This window comes from Polynucleobacter sp. UK-FUSCHL-C3, assembly GCF_040409815.1.
Taxonomy (GTDB): Bacteria; Pseudomonadota; Gammaproteobacteria; order Burkholderiales; family Burkholderiaceae; genus Polynucleobacter.
In genome coordinates, this window is the sequence record NZ_CP099959.1 from 910,294 (window position 1) to 924,352 (window position 14,059).

General features: G+C 47.8%; 14 protein-coding genes. 4 read left to right on the forward strand and 10 right to left on the reverse strand.

The window, feature by feature from the left end:
• Nucleotides 1-2 precede the first annotated feature (2 nt).
• From glxR to gcl, 3 genes are read right to left on the reverse strand one after another with little or no spacing between them, the layout of a single operon-like run.
• Entirely contained in the window at nucleotides 3-902 is a 900-nt protein-coding gene (gene glxR / locus NKE59_RS04530) for a 2-hydroxy-3-oxopropionate reductase (protein ID WP_353439814.1), read from the reverse strand.
• 52 nt (nucleotides 903-954) lie between these two features.
• Complete coding sequence (gene hyi / locus NKE59_RS04535; protein ID WP_353439815.1) at nucleotides 955-1,728, reverse strand: hydroxypyruvate isomerase; 774 nt, start codon at nucleotides 1,726-1,728, stop codon at nucleotides 955-957.
• Nucleotides 1,729-1,763: 35 nt separating this feature from the next.
• On the reverse strand, nucleotides 1,764-3,554 hold the full coding sequence (gene gcl / locus NKE59_RS04540; RefSeq protein ID WP_353439912.1) for a glyoxylate carboligase: 1,791 nt from the start codon (nucleotides 3,552-3,554) through the stop codon (nucleotides 1,764-1,766).
• Nucleotides 3,555-3,682: 128 nt separating this feature from the next.
• On the opposite strand from gcl, the gene NKE59_RS04545 reads away from it, so the two are divergent.
• The 4 genes from NKE59_RS04545 to NKE59_RS04560 are packed head-to-tail and all read left to right on the forward strand — an operon-like array spanning nucleotide 3,683 to nucleotide 7,817.
• The gene (locus NKE59_RS04545) at nucleotides 3,683-4,597 is read left to right on the forward strand and encodes a LysR family transcriptional regulator (RefSeq protein WP_353439816.1); all 915 of its coding nucleotides are present in this window, start codon (nucleotides 3,683-3,685) and stop codon (nucleotides 4,595-4,597) included.
• Between the two features lie 33 nt (nucleotides 4,598-4,630).
• On the forward strand, nucleotides 4,631-5,263 hold the full coding sequence (locus tag NKE59_RS04550; RefSeq protein ID WP_353439817.1) for a hypothetical protein: 633 nt from the start codon (nucleotides 4,631-4,633) through the stop codon (nucleotides 5,261-5,263).
• A 38-nt stretch (nucleotides 5,264-5,301) separates the two neighbouring features.
• Nucleotides 5,302-6,942 carry a thiamine pyrophosphate-binding protein gene (locus NKE59_RS04555; RefSeq protein WP_353439818.1) on the forward strand — a complete coding sequence of 547 codons (1,641 nt, stop codon included), beginning with the start codon at nucleotides 5,302-5,304 and terminating at the stop codon, nucleotides 6,940-6,942.
• A gap of 41 nt (nucleotides 6,943-6,983) precedes the next feature.
• Nucleotides 6,984-7,817 (forward strand): M48 family metallopeptidase, encoded by an 834-nt coding sequence (locus NKE59_RS04560; protein WP_353439820.1) that lies wholly within the window; start codon nucleotides 6,984-6,986, stop codon nucleotides 7,815-7,817.
• A 70-nt stretch (nucleotides 7,818-7,887) separates the two neighbouring features.
• On the opposite strand, the gene panB is transcribed toward NKE59_RS04560, so the two are convergent.
• From panB to NKE59_RS04595, 7 genes are all read right to left on the reverse strand, one after another.
• Nucleotides 7,888-8,772 (reverse strand): 3-methyl-2-oxobutanoate hydroxymethyltransferase, encoded by an 885-nt coding sequence (gene panB / locus NKE59_RS04565; protein ID WP_353439821.1) that lies wholly within the window; start codon nucleotides 8,770-8,772, stop codon nucleotides 7,888-7,890.
• Nucleotides 8,773-8,792: 20 nt separating this feature from the next.
• A complete protein-coding gene (locus NKE59_RS04570; protein ID WP_353439823.1) occupies nucleotides 8,793-9,698 on the reverse strand; it encodes a phytanoyl-CoA dioxygenase family protein in 906 nt (301 codons plus the stop codon).
• 10 nt (nucleotides 9,699-9,708) lie between these two features.
• Complete coding sequence (locus NKE59_RS04575) at nucleotides 9,709-11,031, reverse strand: TRAP transporter large permease subunit (RefSeq protein WP_353439825.1); 1,323 nt, start codon at nucleotides 11,029-11,031, stop codon at nucleotides 9,709-9,711.
• Nucleotides 11,028-11,528 (reverse strand): TRAP transporter small permease subunit, encoded by a 501-nt coding sequence (locus tag NKE59_RS04580; protein WP_353439826.1) that lies wholly within the window; start codon nucleotides 11,526-11,528, stop codon nucleotides 11,028-11,030. Before NKE59_RS04580 ends, NKE59_RS04575 begins: the two co-directional genes overlap by 4 nt.
• 62 nt (nucleotides 11,529-11,590) lie before the next feature.
• On the reverse strand, nucleotides 11,591-12,685 hold the full coding sequence (gene dctP, locus NKE59_RS04585; RefSeq protein WP_353439828.1) for a TRAP transporter substrate-binding protein DctP: 1,095 nt from the start codon (nucleotides 12,683-12,685) through the stop codon (nucleotides 11,591-11,593).
• An 87-nt stretch (nucleotides 12,686-12,772) separates the two neighbouring features.
• The gene (locus NKE59_RS04590; RefSeq protein ID WP_353439829.1) at nucleotides 12,773-13,462 is read right to left on the reverse strand and encodes a GntR family transcriptional regulator; all 690 of its coding nucleotides are present in this window, start codon (nucleotides 13,460-13,462) and stop codon (nucleotides 12,773-12,775) included.
• Nucleotides 13,462-14,058 carry an antibiotic biosynthesis monooxygenase gene (locus NKE59_RS04595; protein ID WP_353439830.1) on the reverse strand — a complete coding sequence of 199 codons (597 nt, stop codon included), beginning with the start codon at nucleotides 14,056-14,058 and terminating at the stop codon, nucleotides 13,462-13,464. The genes NKE59_RS04590 and NKE59_RS04595 overlap by 1 nt, the downstream gene beginning before the upstream one ends.
• Nucleotide 14,059: the final 1 nt, after the last annotated feature.

Below are 14,059 nucleotides of genomic sequence, written 5' to 3' on the forward strand. Positions count from 1 at the left end.
TCTTATGAAGCCTTTTGTCCGATCTCAAAGTTAGCAAGCTTCTCAAGGGCCTTCACCATAGCGGAGTGATCCCATGCCTTGCCACCATGTGCTGCACAGGAGTTAAATAACTCTTGCGCAGTTGCAGTGTTTGGTAGTGATACACCTAAGGCTTTAGCACTGCTCAGTGCTAAGTTCAGATCCTTCTGATGCAACTCAATTCTGAACCCTGGATTAAAGGTGCGATTGACCATGCGCTCGCCGTGTACTTCCAAGATCTTTGAGCTTGCAAAGCCGCCCATGAGTGCTTGACGAACTTTAGCAGGATCGGCACCGGCTTTGGCTGCAAACAAGAGTGCTTCTCCAACGGCTTCAATATTAAGAGCCACGATGATCTGATTGGCTACTTTGGCGGTCTGCCCTGCTCCATTGCCACCAACGAGATTAATGTTCTTGCCCATGAGCTCAAAGAGGAGCTTCACTTTATTGAATACGCCCTCATCGGCACCAACCATGATCGAGAGGGTGGCATTTTGTGCGCCTACTTGCCCACCCGATACAGGAGCGTCAACATAGTCGCAGCCTAGATCGTTCATCTTCTTAGCAAACTCTTTGGTGGCGATCGGTGAGATCGAGCTCATGTCGATGACGGTCTTGCCTTTGGTGATACCTGAGGAGATGCCGTTCTCACCAAAGAGAACTTTCTCAACATCCGGAGTATCAGGAACCATCGTGAAAATGATGTCAGCCTGTTTGGCAACATCAGCAGCGGTCTTGCAAGCAACAGCACCGGCTTTGATTAAATCTTCGGGGACTTGGCTGCGGGTTGCGACGAAGACCTGATGGCCACCTTTTAATAAATGACCAGCCATGGGTGAACCCATGATGCCTAAACCAATAAAGCCTAACTTTTGTGCGCTCATATCAATACCTTCTGCTTAAAAATAATAGAAATTACCTTGGCTGGACCAAGGCTTAAAGGGATTTCAGCCAGCCTAAACCAGCATCGGTCGTTGTGGCCGGCTTGTACTCGCAACCGATCCAACCGGAGTAACCGATTTTGTCGATGAACTTAAATAAGAATGCGTAATTGATTTCGCCAGTACCCGGTTCATTGCGGCCTGGGTTGTCGGCTAACTGCATATGGCCAATGCGTGCGAGGTGCTTTTGCATCGTGTTGGCAAGTTCACCTTCCATACGTTGCGCATGGTAGATGTCGTATTGCAAGAAGGCGTTATCAGCACCGACTTCATCCAAGATCGCAATACCTTGAGCAGTAGTCGACAGGAAGAAGCCAGGGATGTCATAGGTGTTGATGGGCTCAATTAATAACTTGAGTCCATTCTTCTTAAACTCTGCCGCCGTGTATTTAAGGTTTGCCACAAAGGTGTCGTGCAAGACTTTACGGTCTGCTCCAGCAGGTGCTTTACCTGCTAAGCAGTTAAGTTGTGGCACACCCAAGGCTTTGGCGTACTCGATTGCTTTCGCAACACCCGCTCTGTACTCGTCAACCCGATCTGGTAAACAGGCAATGCCGCGCTCACCGCCATCCCAATCACCCGCAGGGATGTTATGCAACACCAGTGCCAAACCATTGCTATCCAATTTAGCTTTGATATCGGCTGCCGAGAATGCATAGGGATAGAGGAACTCGACTGCTTTAAAGCCTGCCGCCCCTGCTTTATCAAAGCGCTCCATGAATGGAACTTCGTTGTACAACATGGAGAGATTGGCGGCAAACTTGGGCATTCCAGTTCCTTTATGGGTTGATTAGGTTTAGGGAGTTATTCTAAAAGACCGGCAGTAACCAATCCCTCAGTACCCGCAGGGTGACGGCAATCAATATCCTCAAACTCATTGATATTGTTGATCTCGGTACCCATGGCAATGTTGGTGACCTTCTCGAGGATGATCTCAACTACCACTGGAACCCGGAACTCTTTTGCCATCTTCTGCGCTTCGATCAATGCTTCTTGGATCTTGGCAGGGTTGGTTACACGTAAGGATTTGCAGCCTAAGCCTTCAACTACTTTGGCATGGTCTACGCCATAGCCTTTGAGGTTCTCGTCCTGTACGTTGATGTTGTCAAAGGCTAACTGGACGCAATAGTCCATATCAAAGCCACGCTGTGCTTGACGGATCAAACCGAGGTAGCTGTTGTTGACCAATACCATCACGAGCGGTAAATGGAACTGCGCACCCACCGCTAACTCTTCAATCAGGAACTGGAAGTCGTAATCACCAGAGAGACCAACCACGGTACGGGTTGGATCTGCAGCGAGTACACCCAATGCGGCTGGCACTGTCCAACCTAATGGGCCAGCTTGTCCGCAGTTAATCCACTGACGGGCACCATACACATGCAAGAACTGACCACCTGCGATCTGTGAGAGACCAATGGTTGATACATAAATGGTGTCGCGCTTGAATACTTCGTTCATCTCTTGATACACGCGCTGTGGTTTGATCGGAACATTATCAAAATTGGTTTTACGTAACATCAAACGCTTACGCTCTTGGCAACGGGCAACCCAGTCGCTGTAGTTCTTTAACTTGCCTTTGGCTTTCCACTCTTTAGCTACTTCTACAAATAGCTCAAGCGCTGCCTTAGCATCCGATACGATGCCGTAGTCGGGGTTAAACACGCGACCAATTTGGGTTGGCTCTACATCCACGTGCACAAACTTACGGCCCTTGGTGTACACCTCCAAAGAACCCGTATGACGGTTTGCCCAGCGATTACCAATGCCCAGTACAAAGTCGCTAGCCAACATGGTGGCATTGCCATAACGGTGCGAGGTTTGTAGGCCAACCATACCGGCCATTAATGGATGATCATCCGGAATCGTGCCCCAGCCCATCAGGGTTGGGATCACTGGAATGTTGGTGAGTTCTGCAAACTCTACTAAGAGATCTGCTGCATCGGCATTGATCACGCCACCACCTGAAACGATCAATGGCTTATCGGCAGCCATCAACATCTCCATGGCTTTCTCAATCTGCTTCTTGTTCGCAAATGGTTTGTAGACTGGCAATGGCTCATAGGTGTCGATATCAAACTCGATCTCGGCTAACTGCACGTCGATTGGCAGGTCAATCAAGACCGGGCCAGGACGGCCAGAGCGCATCACATGGAATGCTTGTTGGAATACGCGGGGCACTAAGCCTGGCTCACGAACCGTTACCGACATCTTGGTTACTGGCTTGGCAATGCTCTCGATATCGACGGCTTGGAAGTCTTCTTTATAGAGGCGTGCACGGGGTGCTTGACCGGTGATGCACAAAATAGGAATGGAGTCAGCGGTAGCGGAGTACAAACCAGTAATCATGTCGGTACCAGCGGGGCCTGATGTGCCGATACACACACCAATATTGCCGGCTTTGGCACGGGTATAACCTTCGGCCATATGCGATGCACCCTCAACGTGGCGGGCCAAGATATGAGTGATTGATTGACGCTCACGCAATTGCGCGTAGAGTGGATTAATTGCTGCACCGGGTACTCCAAATGCAGTGGTTACACCTTCTTTTTCCATTACCAAAACTGCTGCCATTGCGGCTTTCATGAGTGCCATCATTGCCTCCTTTTGAATAAGATGTCACTATCATCCTTATTAATAGATATTCTGAGAAGATAGATACCCCTATATCACCTATTCCATTTTGGAATATATGGTATTTTTTCCTTTATAATGATTAGCTTATGGATCGAATTCAAGGAATTTCTCTTTTTATTCGGGTAGTTGAGACGGGTTCTTTTAGTAAAGCCGCGGGCAGCTTAGGCATTACGCAACCCACCGCTACCAAGCATGTGGCCGCTCTCGAAAAGCGCCTAGGCTCCCTTTTGCTCCATCGCAGCACGCGAGGGGTGACCCCAACGGAGATTGGCAAGATCTATTACGAGAAGTGCAAGACCATCGTGCACGAGCTCGAGGATGCCGAGAATATCGCCGGACTCTTGCAATCTGAGGTACAGGGAAAACTCATGATTAGTAGCTCGGTAGCCTTTGGGCGTCGAGTTTTAACTCCCCTGGTCTTACAGTTCATGGGGCAGCACCCTCAATTACAGGTCAGCCTGAACCTAGACGATCGCTATATTAATTTGGTTGAAGAAGGCGTTGATCTGGCCATTCGGATGGGCCGACTCTCTGACTCCTCCCTAGGTGCTCGGTTCTTGGGTCTCAACCCTTGGGTTGTGGTGGCGACCCCCGAGTATCTCGAGAAAAACGGCACCCCTTCCATCCCCAGCGATCTAAGTAAGCACATTGCTCTGATCTACAGCTCGGTTCAGGGTGATCACCGTTGGCAATTTACAGGGCGAGACGGCTCTAATAAGTCGATTCAGGTGAATGGCCCGCTGTATTCCAACAATTTGTCGACCCTGCTTGCCGCCACCCGTAATCACTTAGGCATTGCCGCTCTACCTTGGTATGTTGCCTACAGCTCGGTGCAAAGTCGGCACCTCAAACCGCTCCTGGCTGATTGGAGTTTGCCCGCCCAAGAGATCCATGCGGTGTTCTCATCCCCTCGCTTGGTACCCACCAAGGTCAGCATGTTGATCGATTGGCTAGCGGGTCAGTTTCGGGGAAACTGGTGGACGCAAGAAATCGGGTCATAATCATTACCTTGTTCACACACTAAGTTCACCATCATGCGTATCGCTCAATCCCCCCGTTCATTAATCATTGGCTGTTTTGCAGTGAGCGCTTTAGCTCTCCCCCAAATAGGGTCTGCGCAAACCAAACCAGCGATGACCGATCCTGCTAAAGCACCGATTGCTGCTGCCGGTATTGATGAGGTTTATCAATTAGTTGATGCGGTTGTGACGAAGGTCGATAGCAAAACCCGTACGGTGACCTTAAAAGATAAAGATGGCACCTTCACTAATTTTGTAGCGGGCCCTGAGATTAAGAACTTTCCCCAAATCAAGGTGGGCGATCGTTTAACCGTTACCCATGAGTTAGCCGTTGCGATTGAGCTCGTGAAGGTCAATAACCAAGGTGTGCGCAGTGAAGTGCAAACGAGTACTCAAACCTCTGCCGCATTGGGTAGCAAGCCTGCTTCGGTGATCTCCAACACCACCATCATTATTGCGAACGTGGTGTCAGTTGATCGTCAGAAGATGACCGTGTCGGTGAAGGGTCCGAAGGGTAAGACCGATACCTATCGGGTGAAGAGCGCATCTCTCTTAAAAGATATTGCTATTAATGATGAGGTCAAGATTACCCTATACGATGCGATGGCCGCTTCCTTTACTGCCCCCGCAAGCAATCCCAAGAAATAATCCTTTTGTATTAGAACCCCCTTTAGTGGAGACCTTTAATGGCTGAGCAAGTCGGCGCCCGTTCTTTAGTGCATGCTTTTGAGAAAGCTGGTGTAAGCACACTCTTTACTCTTTCGGGTAATCACATCATGCCCATATTTGATGCGGTGATCGATGCATCCATTGAGTTGATCCATACGCGGCATGAGGCTGCAACGGTTCATATGGCCGATGCCTATGCGCGTCTTACTAAAAAAGTAGGAGTTGCGATGGTAACCGGTGGTCCTGGGCACGCTAATGCGGTGTCTGCCCTGTACACCACAGCAATGGCTGAGGCTCCCGTTGTCTTACTCTCGGGTCATGCGCCTCTCAATCAATTAGGCAAAGGCGCCTTCCAAGAAATGGCGCAAGCCGATATTGCAGCACCATTGTGCAAAGCCTCTTGGACCTGTGCGGGCCCTGAGTACCTCCAGGCAGATTTTTTACTTGCTTGTGCCATTGCGCAAGCAGGACGTCCTGGCCCCGTTCATTTAAGTCTGCCGTCCGATGCGCTGGAAGGTAAGTTAACGCAGGCCTCTGCAAGTCCTAGTCCATCGGCCCCTAAATTACCCGCCCCACAATTACTCTCTGCTGAACATGCCAAGAGCATCATCGCCCAATTGCATGCTGCCAAGAAACCCGTGATCTTAGTGGGCCCACGAGGCTGTCATCGCTACCCTGCTCTTTTGCAAGAACTAAGTCAGGCATCGGGTGTTCCGGTGATTGCAACAGAGAGTCCGCGCGGTATTGGCGATCCTAGCTTAGGAGCCTTTGCCGAGGTCTTAGCGCAAAGCGATTGCGTTTTACTCTTGGATAAGAAGCTCGATTTCACTTTGAAGTTTGGTAGTTCGCCCAGTTTTATGAGCGATGCCAAATTTATGCAGGTCGACTCTGAAGCAGCTGAACTTGTGCGTTCCAAGAATGCCTTAGGTGCCCGCTTGGTCTTAGCTGCTCAGGCTGATTTGGAACCGTCGGTTCATGCTTTAGTGAATGCCACTAAGAGCGCCAGCAGCAAAGTACACGATGCTACTTGGTTGTCGTGGGTAAAAGAAGCGATTACCTATCGTCCTGCTGCGTGGGCCACTGCTGTCTCGTCTACCCCCAATCATGCGCACCCAGGTCGTGCGATGCTCGCATTGCAAGCTATTTTAGATTCGCATCCAGACTCAGTATTAGTGGCTGATGGTGGTGAGATTGGGCAATGGGCCCAAGCGTGTTTGCATGCCCCTAATCGCATCATTAATGGCATGGCTGGTTCGATTGGGGCAGCTCTTCCATTTGCAACGGCCGCCGCGTACACAAAACCTGGCGTTCCTGTGGTTGCAGTGATGGGCGATGGAACCTTTGGTTTTCATTCTTCTGAATTAGATACCGCAGTCCGGTATCGCTTGCCATTTATCGGAGTCGTTGGTAACGATGCCTGTTGGAATGCCGAGTATCAGATCCAAGTTCGTGAGTATGGCAAAGAGCGTGCCAAGGGATGTGAGTTACTCCCATCACGCTATGACCAAGTTGCGATTGCGTTTGGCGGTGCAGGTTCAATGGTGACCGATGTTGAGCAGGTCTTGCCGGCTGCCAAGGCTTTGCAGTCTCAAGGCTTACCGTCTATTTTGAACATCTTGATTGAGGGCTTGCCGGCTCCTACTTTGAAGAGGGTTTAGACCCCCTGTCATCCTAGCGGCCTATTTAGCGTTTTAGGTATATGAACATCTTCTACCGGCCCTGCTTTATTCAGTCCTTTGTGACTGTGTTGGCATCTGCTTGCTTGTTGGTGGCGTGTGCTAATACGAGTCGTCCTGGTGTGGTCGGTGTTGAGCGTTCTCAGTTCATGATGATCTCAGCCTCTCAAATCGATCGCATCTCAGCGAGTAGTTTTGAGCAGCAGGCTAAGGCTGCCCAAAAGAAGAACATTTTGATTACAAGTGGTCCTCAGTATGAGCGCCTCAAGACCATCGCTAATCGTTTGATACCGCAGACCGCTGTCTTTAGAGATGACACCCATTCTTGGAATTGGGGCTTGCAGTTAATTGACTCTCCCATGGTTAATGCGACCTGTGCTCCTGGTGGGCGTATTACGTTTTATACCGGCATTATTAATAAGCTCAACCTTACCGATGATGAGATTGCTGCCATCATGGGTCATGAGATTGCGCATGCGGTACGTGAGCATGGCCGCGAGCAAGTCTCGCAAGCACTGGCTCAGAATGTTATTACTAATGTTGCCTTAGCTACCGCAGGGGCCGGCTCTGCTCAATCGATTGATGCGGCTAATCAGATCATGCAATATGTTTTGGTCTTGCCTAACTCGCGTCAGAATGAGAAAGAGGCGGATGCGATTGGTTTAGAGATTGCTGCGCGCGGCGGCTACGACCCCAGGGCTGCAATTACCTTGTGGGAGAAGATGAGTAAAGAAAGTAAAGGTAAGAACCCTCCTGAGTTTTTATCGACTCATCCCTCCAATGAGAATCGCATCAAAGAGCTCTCAGCTCTCATGCCGCGGGTCATGCCTTTGTATGAGGCAGCTAAGAAGCCTTAATCGAAGAGCAAAAAAATGGGTTACCGCAGTAACCCAAAAGTTGGAGACATGCTTTATTGATTGTTATGCGTTATATATGTTTTCGCTTTTGAACCATTCCTAAGAACTTCTCATACTCTTTCTCATCCACAGAATAGCTGTGATCATCATCTGGAAATGATCCAGATTTCACTTCCGAGATGTATTCCTTGATGCCTTTAACAGCTACCTCTGTTAAGTTCGCATAGCGTTTTGTGAACTTGGGTTTGAAATCAGAGAAGACTCCCAAGAGATCATGGCATAGAAGGATTTGGCCATCGGTACCCACCCCTGCTCCAATTCCGATAGTCGGAATCTCAAGTTGCTTAGAGATAACCGTTGCTATTTTTGCAGGCACTGCTTCAAACTCCAACATGAAGCAACCGGCATCCTGAATGGCAAAAGCATCCTCGAGGATTTTCATAGCGGCATCCGCTGTTCTTCCTTGAATACGAAAGCCACCAAAGACTGCAACGGTGTGTGGTGTCATACCAATATGGGATGCTGTTGGTATGCCTGCGTCGACCAATGCCTTCAAGATATGTGCCTGTGATTTACCGCCCTGTGGTTTAACTGCATCCGATCCTGCCTCTTGCATAAAGCGCGTTGCATTCTGTAAGGCACGATCAACCGTGTTGTAACTTTGATACGGCATACACCCTAAGACAAAGGTATTGGGGGCGCCGCGACGAATCGACGTGGCATGCATTACCATCATATCCATCGTGGCCGGAATCGTATTACTATGGCCATGGGCAATCATTGCCAAGCTATCTCCCACTACTGCAACGTCTACCCCAGCAGCTTCTGCCCATTTTGCCGATGTGTAGTCTGGTACAGACATATAGACCATTTTCTCGCCGGTCTTCTTAGACTCGAGGATGTCTTGAAGATTACGTTTCTTTTTCTCGGGCGCTGTTGCGGCACTTGTATTCAATGTTATCTCCTATTAATTCGTTACATCATGGTATTTGCTGCATCCTCTTTTTGCTGCAAGGAGAAGATGGAGGAATATCCGCCTGACCAATCAGGTGGGATTAGGCACGGCACCGGATCATGATGCGCAAATTGCGCGCGTTTACCGCTGAGTATGACCTGATCATGTTTGGGTTTAAGTGGGTTCACAGTATATGGAAATGCATCGGCCGAGGTTAAGGTGTATAGCAAGAGTGGTCGACCTTGGTCGGACTGATTGGCTGGGGAGCCATGTACCGTGCGGCAATTATGGAGTGTCAGTGATCCGGCTGGTCCTGTTAGGTAAACAGCTTTCTCGATATGTATTTTTCTAACATCGTCATCTGATAGACAACCGACCCACTTTCCGTGATCATCGTATTGACTCAACATCGGTTCTAGCAAATGGCTTTTCGGAATGACCCCCAGTGGCCCCTGATCCATACCGCAATCATATAAATAGGTACCAATGGTTAATGGGGAGTAATTGGTATGGGGCCAAAAAGAAATGTCGTAATGCCATTTGACTTCTTCCCCGCCCTTTTGCCACTTAAAGTTCAATTTGGAGTGATGAAACTTAACATCGGGCCCCACTAAGTCAGCAACGGCATCGAGCATTGGTGACTTACTCACATACTCCCAAAATATAGGATGATGCTCGGTGGGGTTTGAAACTCTGCGTAAACGAGGCTGTGAGGGGGTGTGATCAGGTTCTAGGTCAAAAATAGTATCGGATTTAGTGACATTTTTACTCTCCTCAACCAGTTCATTGGTCGCATCGCGTAACTTCTTTAACCACTCATCACCAATAAATCGCTCGAGCAGAATATATCCGTTCGTGAAGTAATCCTCACGCTGCTGTTGACTTAAAACACGCGCAGGGATCTTGAGTATTTGCTCTGGGGTCATTTAAGTCTCCTTAACGGAAGTTCAACATAACGCTTGGCAAATAGGTCACCAAGGTTGGGAAAAGAATCACGATCACCAAAGTTAAGCATTGCAGAGTAATAAATGGCACCACACCGCGATACATGTGTTTAATGGTGATCTCTGGTGGCGCAACTGCTCTTAAATAGAAGATCGCCGGCGCCATTGGTGGGGTCAGGTAGGATGTTTGAATCATGATCAAGAACAAAATACAGAACCAAACTGGATCAAACCCTGCGGCTGTGATTAAGGGCGTAAATAGCGGAACAAAGATGAGGACAATTGAGATCCAATCCAAGAAGAACCCGGCAATAAAGATGATCAGCATCATTAAGCCTAATAAGATCCAAGGACTGAGTTGCATTTGATTGATTAATGTATTTGCCGTATTAATTCCGCCGCCGCCGATAAAGACTCCTGTAAACAAAGAGCCGGCTAGTAAAACTGCCATGATCATGGCAGTGATCAATACCGTTTTCAGTAGTGCGTCGTACAAACCTTTCCAGGTAAAGTTTTTGTAAAGAACAGTCAGTAATACGGAAGAAATGGCACCAATGGCCGCAGCTTCTGTGGGAGACGCTAAACCAAATAGGATGGAACCCAAAACCGCCACAATCATTAATAACGGTGGCACAAGATTTTTTGTGGAAATCCAAATCTTCTCTGTAAAACTCGGGTCACCTGGTTCTGGTGGAATGCGTGGCCCGAACTCTGGCTTGATTAGACATAAAGTGAAGATGTATACCAAGTACAAGGCGGCCATAATGAGACCGGGAAATACCATCCCATACAGCAAATCGCCAACCGAGACGTTTGCCAGTGGGCCGATCACAACGGCTACGACAGAGGGGGGAATAATGGTTCCCAATGAACCGCCTGCACAAATCGTGCCCGATATCATGGCCTTATCGTATTTATAGCGCAGCATGATGGGGATGGTTAATAATCCAACCACAGACTCCGTAGCGCCGATCACACCACTCGATGCTGCAAAGATAATGCACATAATGACGGTCGCTAGGGCTAAGCCACCCGGTAGTCGGCGTGTCCAAATGTGAATAGCTTCAAATAATTTATCAGCAATTCCGGATTTCTCGAGGATAGCTCCCATAAATACAAACAGTGGAATGGCTGCAAAGACAAAGTTGGAAGAGATGTCCTCAATTTTTTCGATGAACTGAAAAATAACGCGATCGCCAAATATATGTAGCCCAAAGAGTACGGCTGTAATCATCATGGAAAAAGCAACTTGAACGCCCAAAAACATGAGCACGAATGCTACGGGTAGCATGAAAAAAGGAATAATATCGATCATGCTTTGGCAGCCTTATATTTTTCGAGTGATTTAATAATTTCGGCATAGACTTGTAAGGCCAGTAATGTAAATGCGATCAAGAAGACAACTCGAAATGGCCAAACTACCATATTCATTGCCGATTGACCGGTACGTTCATTTTTAATGAATCCAGAAATTAAATAGGCAGTTAATCCATACGTTAGCCACATCATTAATGGCAAAATCACGGAGTAAGCACAAAGATCAATGAATGCTCTAGTCTTCTCACTCATATCCTGACTAAAAATATCAATCCGAATAAATTGCCCTTGTTGGAGCGTGTAGGCCATCCCTAATAAAAAATGGGTTCCAGTGAGCATGTAACCTACTTCATAGGCCCAAATCGTGGGCGCATCAAAAAGATAGCGCGCGAGTACCTCGTAGGTCGTAGTTAGAATTAATGGCACGAGTGTCAATGCAGCAATAATTCCTATATTCGTTGTTATTCGTTCAATCCGATTAACAAGTGGGCTCATATTAGTTTTTCTTATTGGTCAAGTTATTAAAAAGGGGTCTAATAAATTAGACCCCTCATACACTACTTCTTAGCAGGTGGCGGAGCAGCGCTAACTGTTCTCGTCTTCACGGTTCTCCAACCGGAAGCACCTTCCCACAACTTATCGAGTTGCTGTTGGCTTTCAAAGACCGATGCAAAGAATGGATACTTATTTTCTTTGGCGGTCTTAGTGGCCCATTCCAATCCCATTTTGCGGGCTGCATATTGAAGTTCTGGAGACAATTCAATAATGGTATTGCCCGCTTTCCGATAGAAATCAAGAGCTTTGGCATCTTCCTGACCAACGGTTAGCCAACTTTCAAGGGTTGTTAATTTAGCAACCATTTCGATCAACTTCTTGTCTGCTTCGGATAACTTAGACCAGACACCCTTATTGATCACCAACTCAAATGGCGCACAGGGTTGATGAATTCCAGGGTAGATCACAAACTTAGCCACTTTGTGAAAGCCCATGGGAATATTTTCATAAAGCGTACCCCACTCCACAGCATCAATTGCACCACGCTCAAGCATGGGATAAATATCGGCAGCAGGTGTTGTTACTGGTGCAGCGCCTAACTCTTTTGACATCTCAAGCCATGCTCCAGCAGTTCGTATTTTTAATCCCTTCAGGTCGTTTAAGGTTCGAACAGCTTTGCGGGAATGTAAAAATGCCTCTGCAGTCCGAATGAATAAAGGCATGGAAATAATTTCATCGGTTTGGTCACGGTATTTTCTTTGCATATCTATGCCGCCAGCAGAATACAACCAATGCAACATCCGCTCAGAGTCAAATGAGCCAGCGTAACCTCCAAATAAAACAGTTGTTGGATCTTTACCCCAATCCCAACCTATCCAGGTATGTCCAAGGTCAGCGATACCATTTTTAACAGTCTCTGGAACTTTCAATGCGTTACCCAGTGCACCGCCCGGAAAGATTTGTATTTTGAAGCGCCCGCCACTGAACTGCTCTAATTTATCGGCAAATGCTTTTGTTCCAATATCTGTAAGCGGCCCACCACCCCAACCAGTAGCCATTTTCCAGTTGTAGGTAGCTCCTTGCGCTTGTACTGTCAATGGAAATGACATTGCAGCGGCAACAGCCCCACCCGTTTTTAAAAATTCGCGCTTCTTCATCTTACGTCTCCTTTTAAGATCAACTAAGTTTTACTGGTTTACTGCAATGCTCTTTCCTTACTTCTTTTTTGCTACTTTCCTACCGCTTTAATCCGCAACGGAAAAGGTCTTGCGGGTCAAATTCTCTACACAATCAATCAAATCATCTAAGGCCTGACCGGCCTCCGCTTCATTGCCTTTTGCAATCGCAAATGCCAATGCACCATGCAAATTAGCCATTTCCGTTGCGCCTGCAAATTGATGAAAGTTTCCAAACCAAAAACGCCGTGACATGCCATGAAGGGGCGACATTGCCGCTGCTGCAAATTCATTACGCGCTGCTAAGATCGTTAAATCATTGAGTTCCTTATCAGCCTTTCGGAACAAGGTGTCATCTTTCTCTTTGGCGGCTTTACGAAAATCCTTCGCTAGGCGCTCAAGTTCCTTGCGCTCCTCTGAGCTTGCTCGTTTGGCTGCTTTTTTACAAATCAGGCGCTCTAGTTCACGGCGGGTTTCTAATACACGTAATTGCTTTTGCGTATTGAGGTCGGATATAAAGATTCCGCGTTTGGGAACAATGGTGACCAAATGCTCACGACTAAGACGCTGAATAGCTTCTCGAATGGGAGTGCGCCCTATGCCTAAGAATGCAGATAGCTGAGCTTCTGATACCGGCGTCTCAGGTGCGAGCTGCATGGTCACAATCATTTCTTCAATTTGGCTATAGGCCTGATCGGAAAGTGAGGCTTCTTCAGCGCTAATCACTAAGGCGAGGTTAGATGTTTTACCGTTTGGCATTATGCAAACTGTGTAGGTGCTTCCGCTCGATCAAACATGCCATAGTCGCGCAATACCCCAAACCAATGGATATCAATTGCCTCTGTAGCGCTCAGACCCAGTAGATCTGGATGAGGGGATGTATGGGCAGGAAACTCGCACACCGATAAGCCACGCTTTGGATCCAATACGCCTTGATACGATTTGGCTGCTTGCTCTCGTAATACGCCTTCCTGTAATGACTTTTGTATTGCCTCATAGTCGCCAATCAGAAGCATGACCAACTCTCGGGAATGAGCTGCATTAAGAGCTACGCTAAGCCCTTCTTTTGCCTTGGCTGCAGAGACCCGTAAGCGGTAATCAGCAAAAACCTCATGTCGTCCACATACTTGTGCGCCATTATGATCAGGCTGGCAACGCCATTGTGCTAGTGATTCTTCGTCTTTCCAGCAGGAGAACGACAAGTACCAATCTGGTTTTTGAAGATTAGCAAAGCGCTCTACCGACAAGAACCCAGGATTTTGTTGCACGATTGGTTTTAATTGAGCCGCCATCTCAAAATACTGATCAACATGCCCAGGCTTTGGGAGCACATCAAAGAGTACGGCTTGGGTCATG

What these genes read in the sequence shown, in the direction of transcription:
- glxR (WP_353439814.1), bottom strand. Translation starts at nt 902, where the DNA reads ATGAGCGCACAAAAGTTAGGCTTTATTGGTTTAGGCATCATGGGTTCA.
- NKE59_RS04545 (WP_353439816.1), top strand. Translation starts at nt 3,683, where the DNA reads ATGGATCGAATTCAAGGAATTTCTCTTTTTATTCGGGTAGTTGAGACG.
- NKE59_RS04570 (WP_353439823.1), bottom strand. Translation starts at nt 9,698, where the DNA reads ATGACCCCAGAGCAAATACTCAAGATCCCTGCGCGTGTTTTAAGTCAA.
- NKE59_RS04560 (WP_353439820.1), top strand. Translation starts at nt 6,984, where the DNA reads ATGAACATCTTCTACCGGCCCTGCTTTATTCAGTCCTTTGTGACTGTG.
- NKE59_RS04550 (WP_353439817.1), top strand. Translation starts at nt 4,631, where the DNA reads ATGCGTATCGCTCAATCCCCCCGTTCATTAATCATTGGCTGTTTTGCA.
- NKE59_RS04580 (WP_353439826.1), bottom strand. Translation starts at nt 11,528, where the DNA reads ATGAGCCCACTTGTTAATCGGATTGAACGAATAACAACGAATATAGGA.
- dctP (WP_353439828.1), bottom strand. Translation starts at nt 12,685, where the DNA reads ATGAAGAAGCGCGAATTTTTAAAAACGGGTGGGGCTGTTGCCGCTGCA.
- NKE59_RS04555 (WP_353439818.1), top strand. Translation starts at nt 5,302, where the DNA reads ATGGCTGAGCAAGTCGGCGCCCGTTCTTTAGTGCATGCTTTTGAGAAA.
- gcl (WP_353439912.1), bottom strand. Translation starts at nt 3,554, where the DNA reads ATGGCACTCATGAAAGCCGCAATGGCAGCAGTTTTGGTAATGGAAAAA.
- NKE59_RS04590 (WP_353439829.1), bottom strand. Translation starts at nt 13,462, where the DNA reads ATGCCAAACGGTAAAACATCTAACCTCGCCTTAGTGATTAGCGCTGAA.
- NKE59_RS04575 (WP_353439825.1), bottom strand. Translation starts at nt 11,031, where the DNA reads ATGATCGATATTATTCCTTTTTTCATGCTACCCGTAGCATTCGTGCTC.
- hyi (WP_353439815.1), bottom strand. Translation starts at nt 1,728, where the DNA reads ATGCCCAAGTTTGCCGCCAATCTCTCCATGTTGTACAACGAAGTTCCA.
- NKE59_RS04595 (WP_353439830.1), bottom strand. Translation starts at nt 14,058, where the DNA reads ATGACCCAAGCCGTACTCTTTGATGTGCTCCCAAAGCCTGGGCATGTT.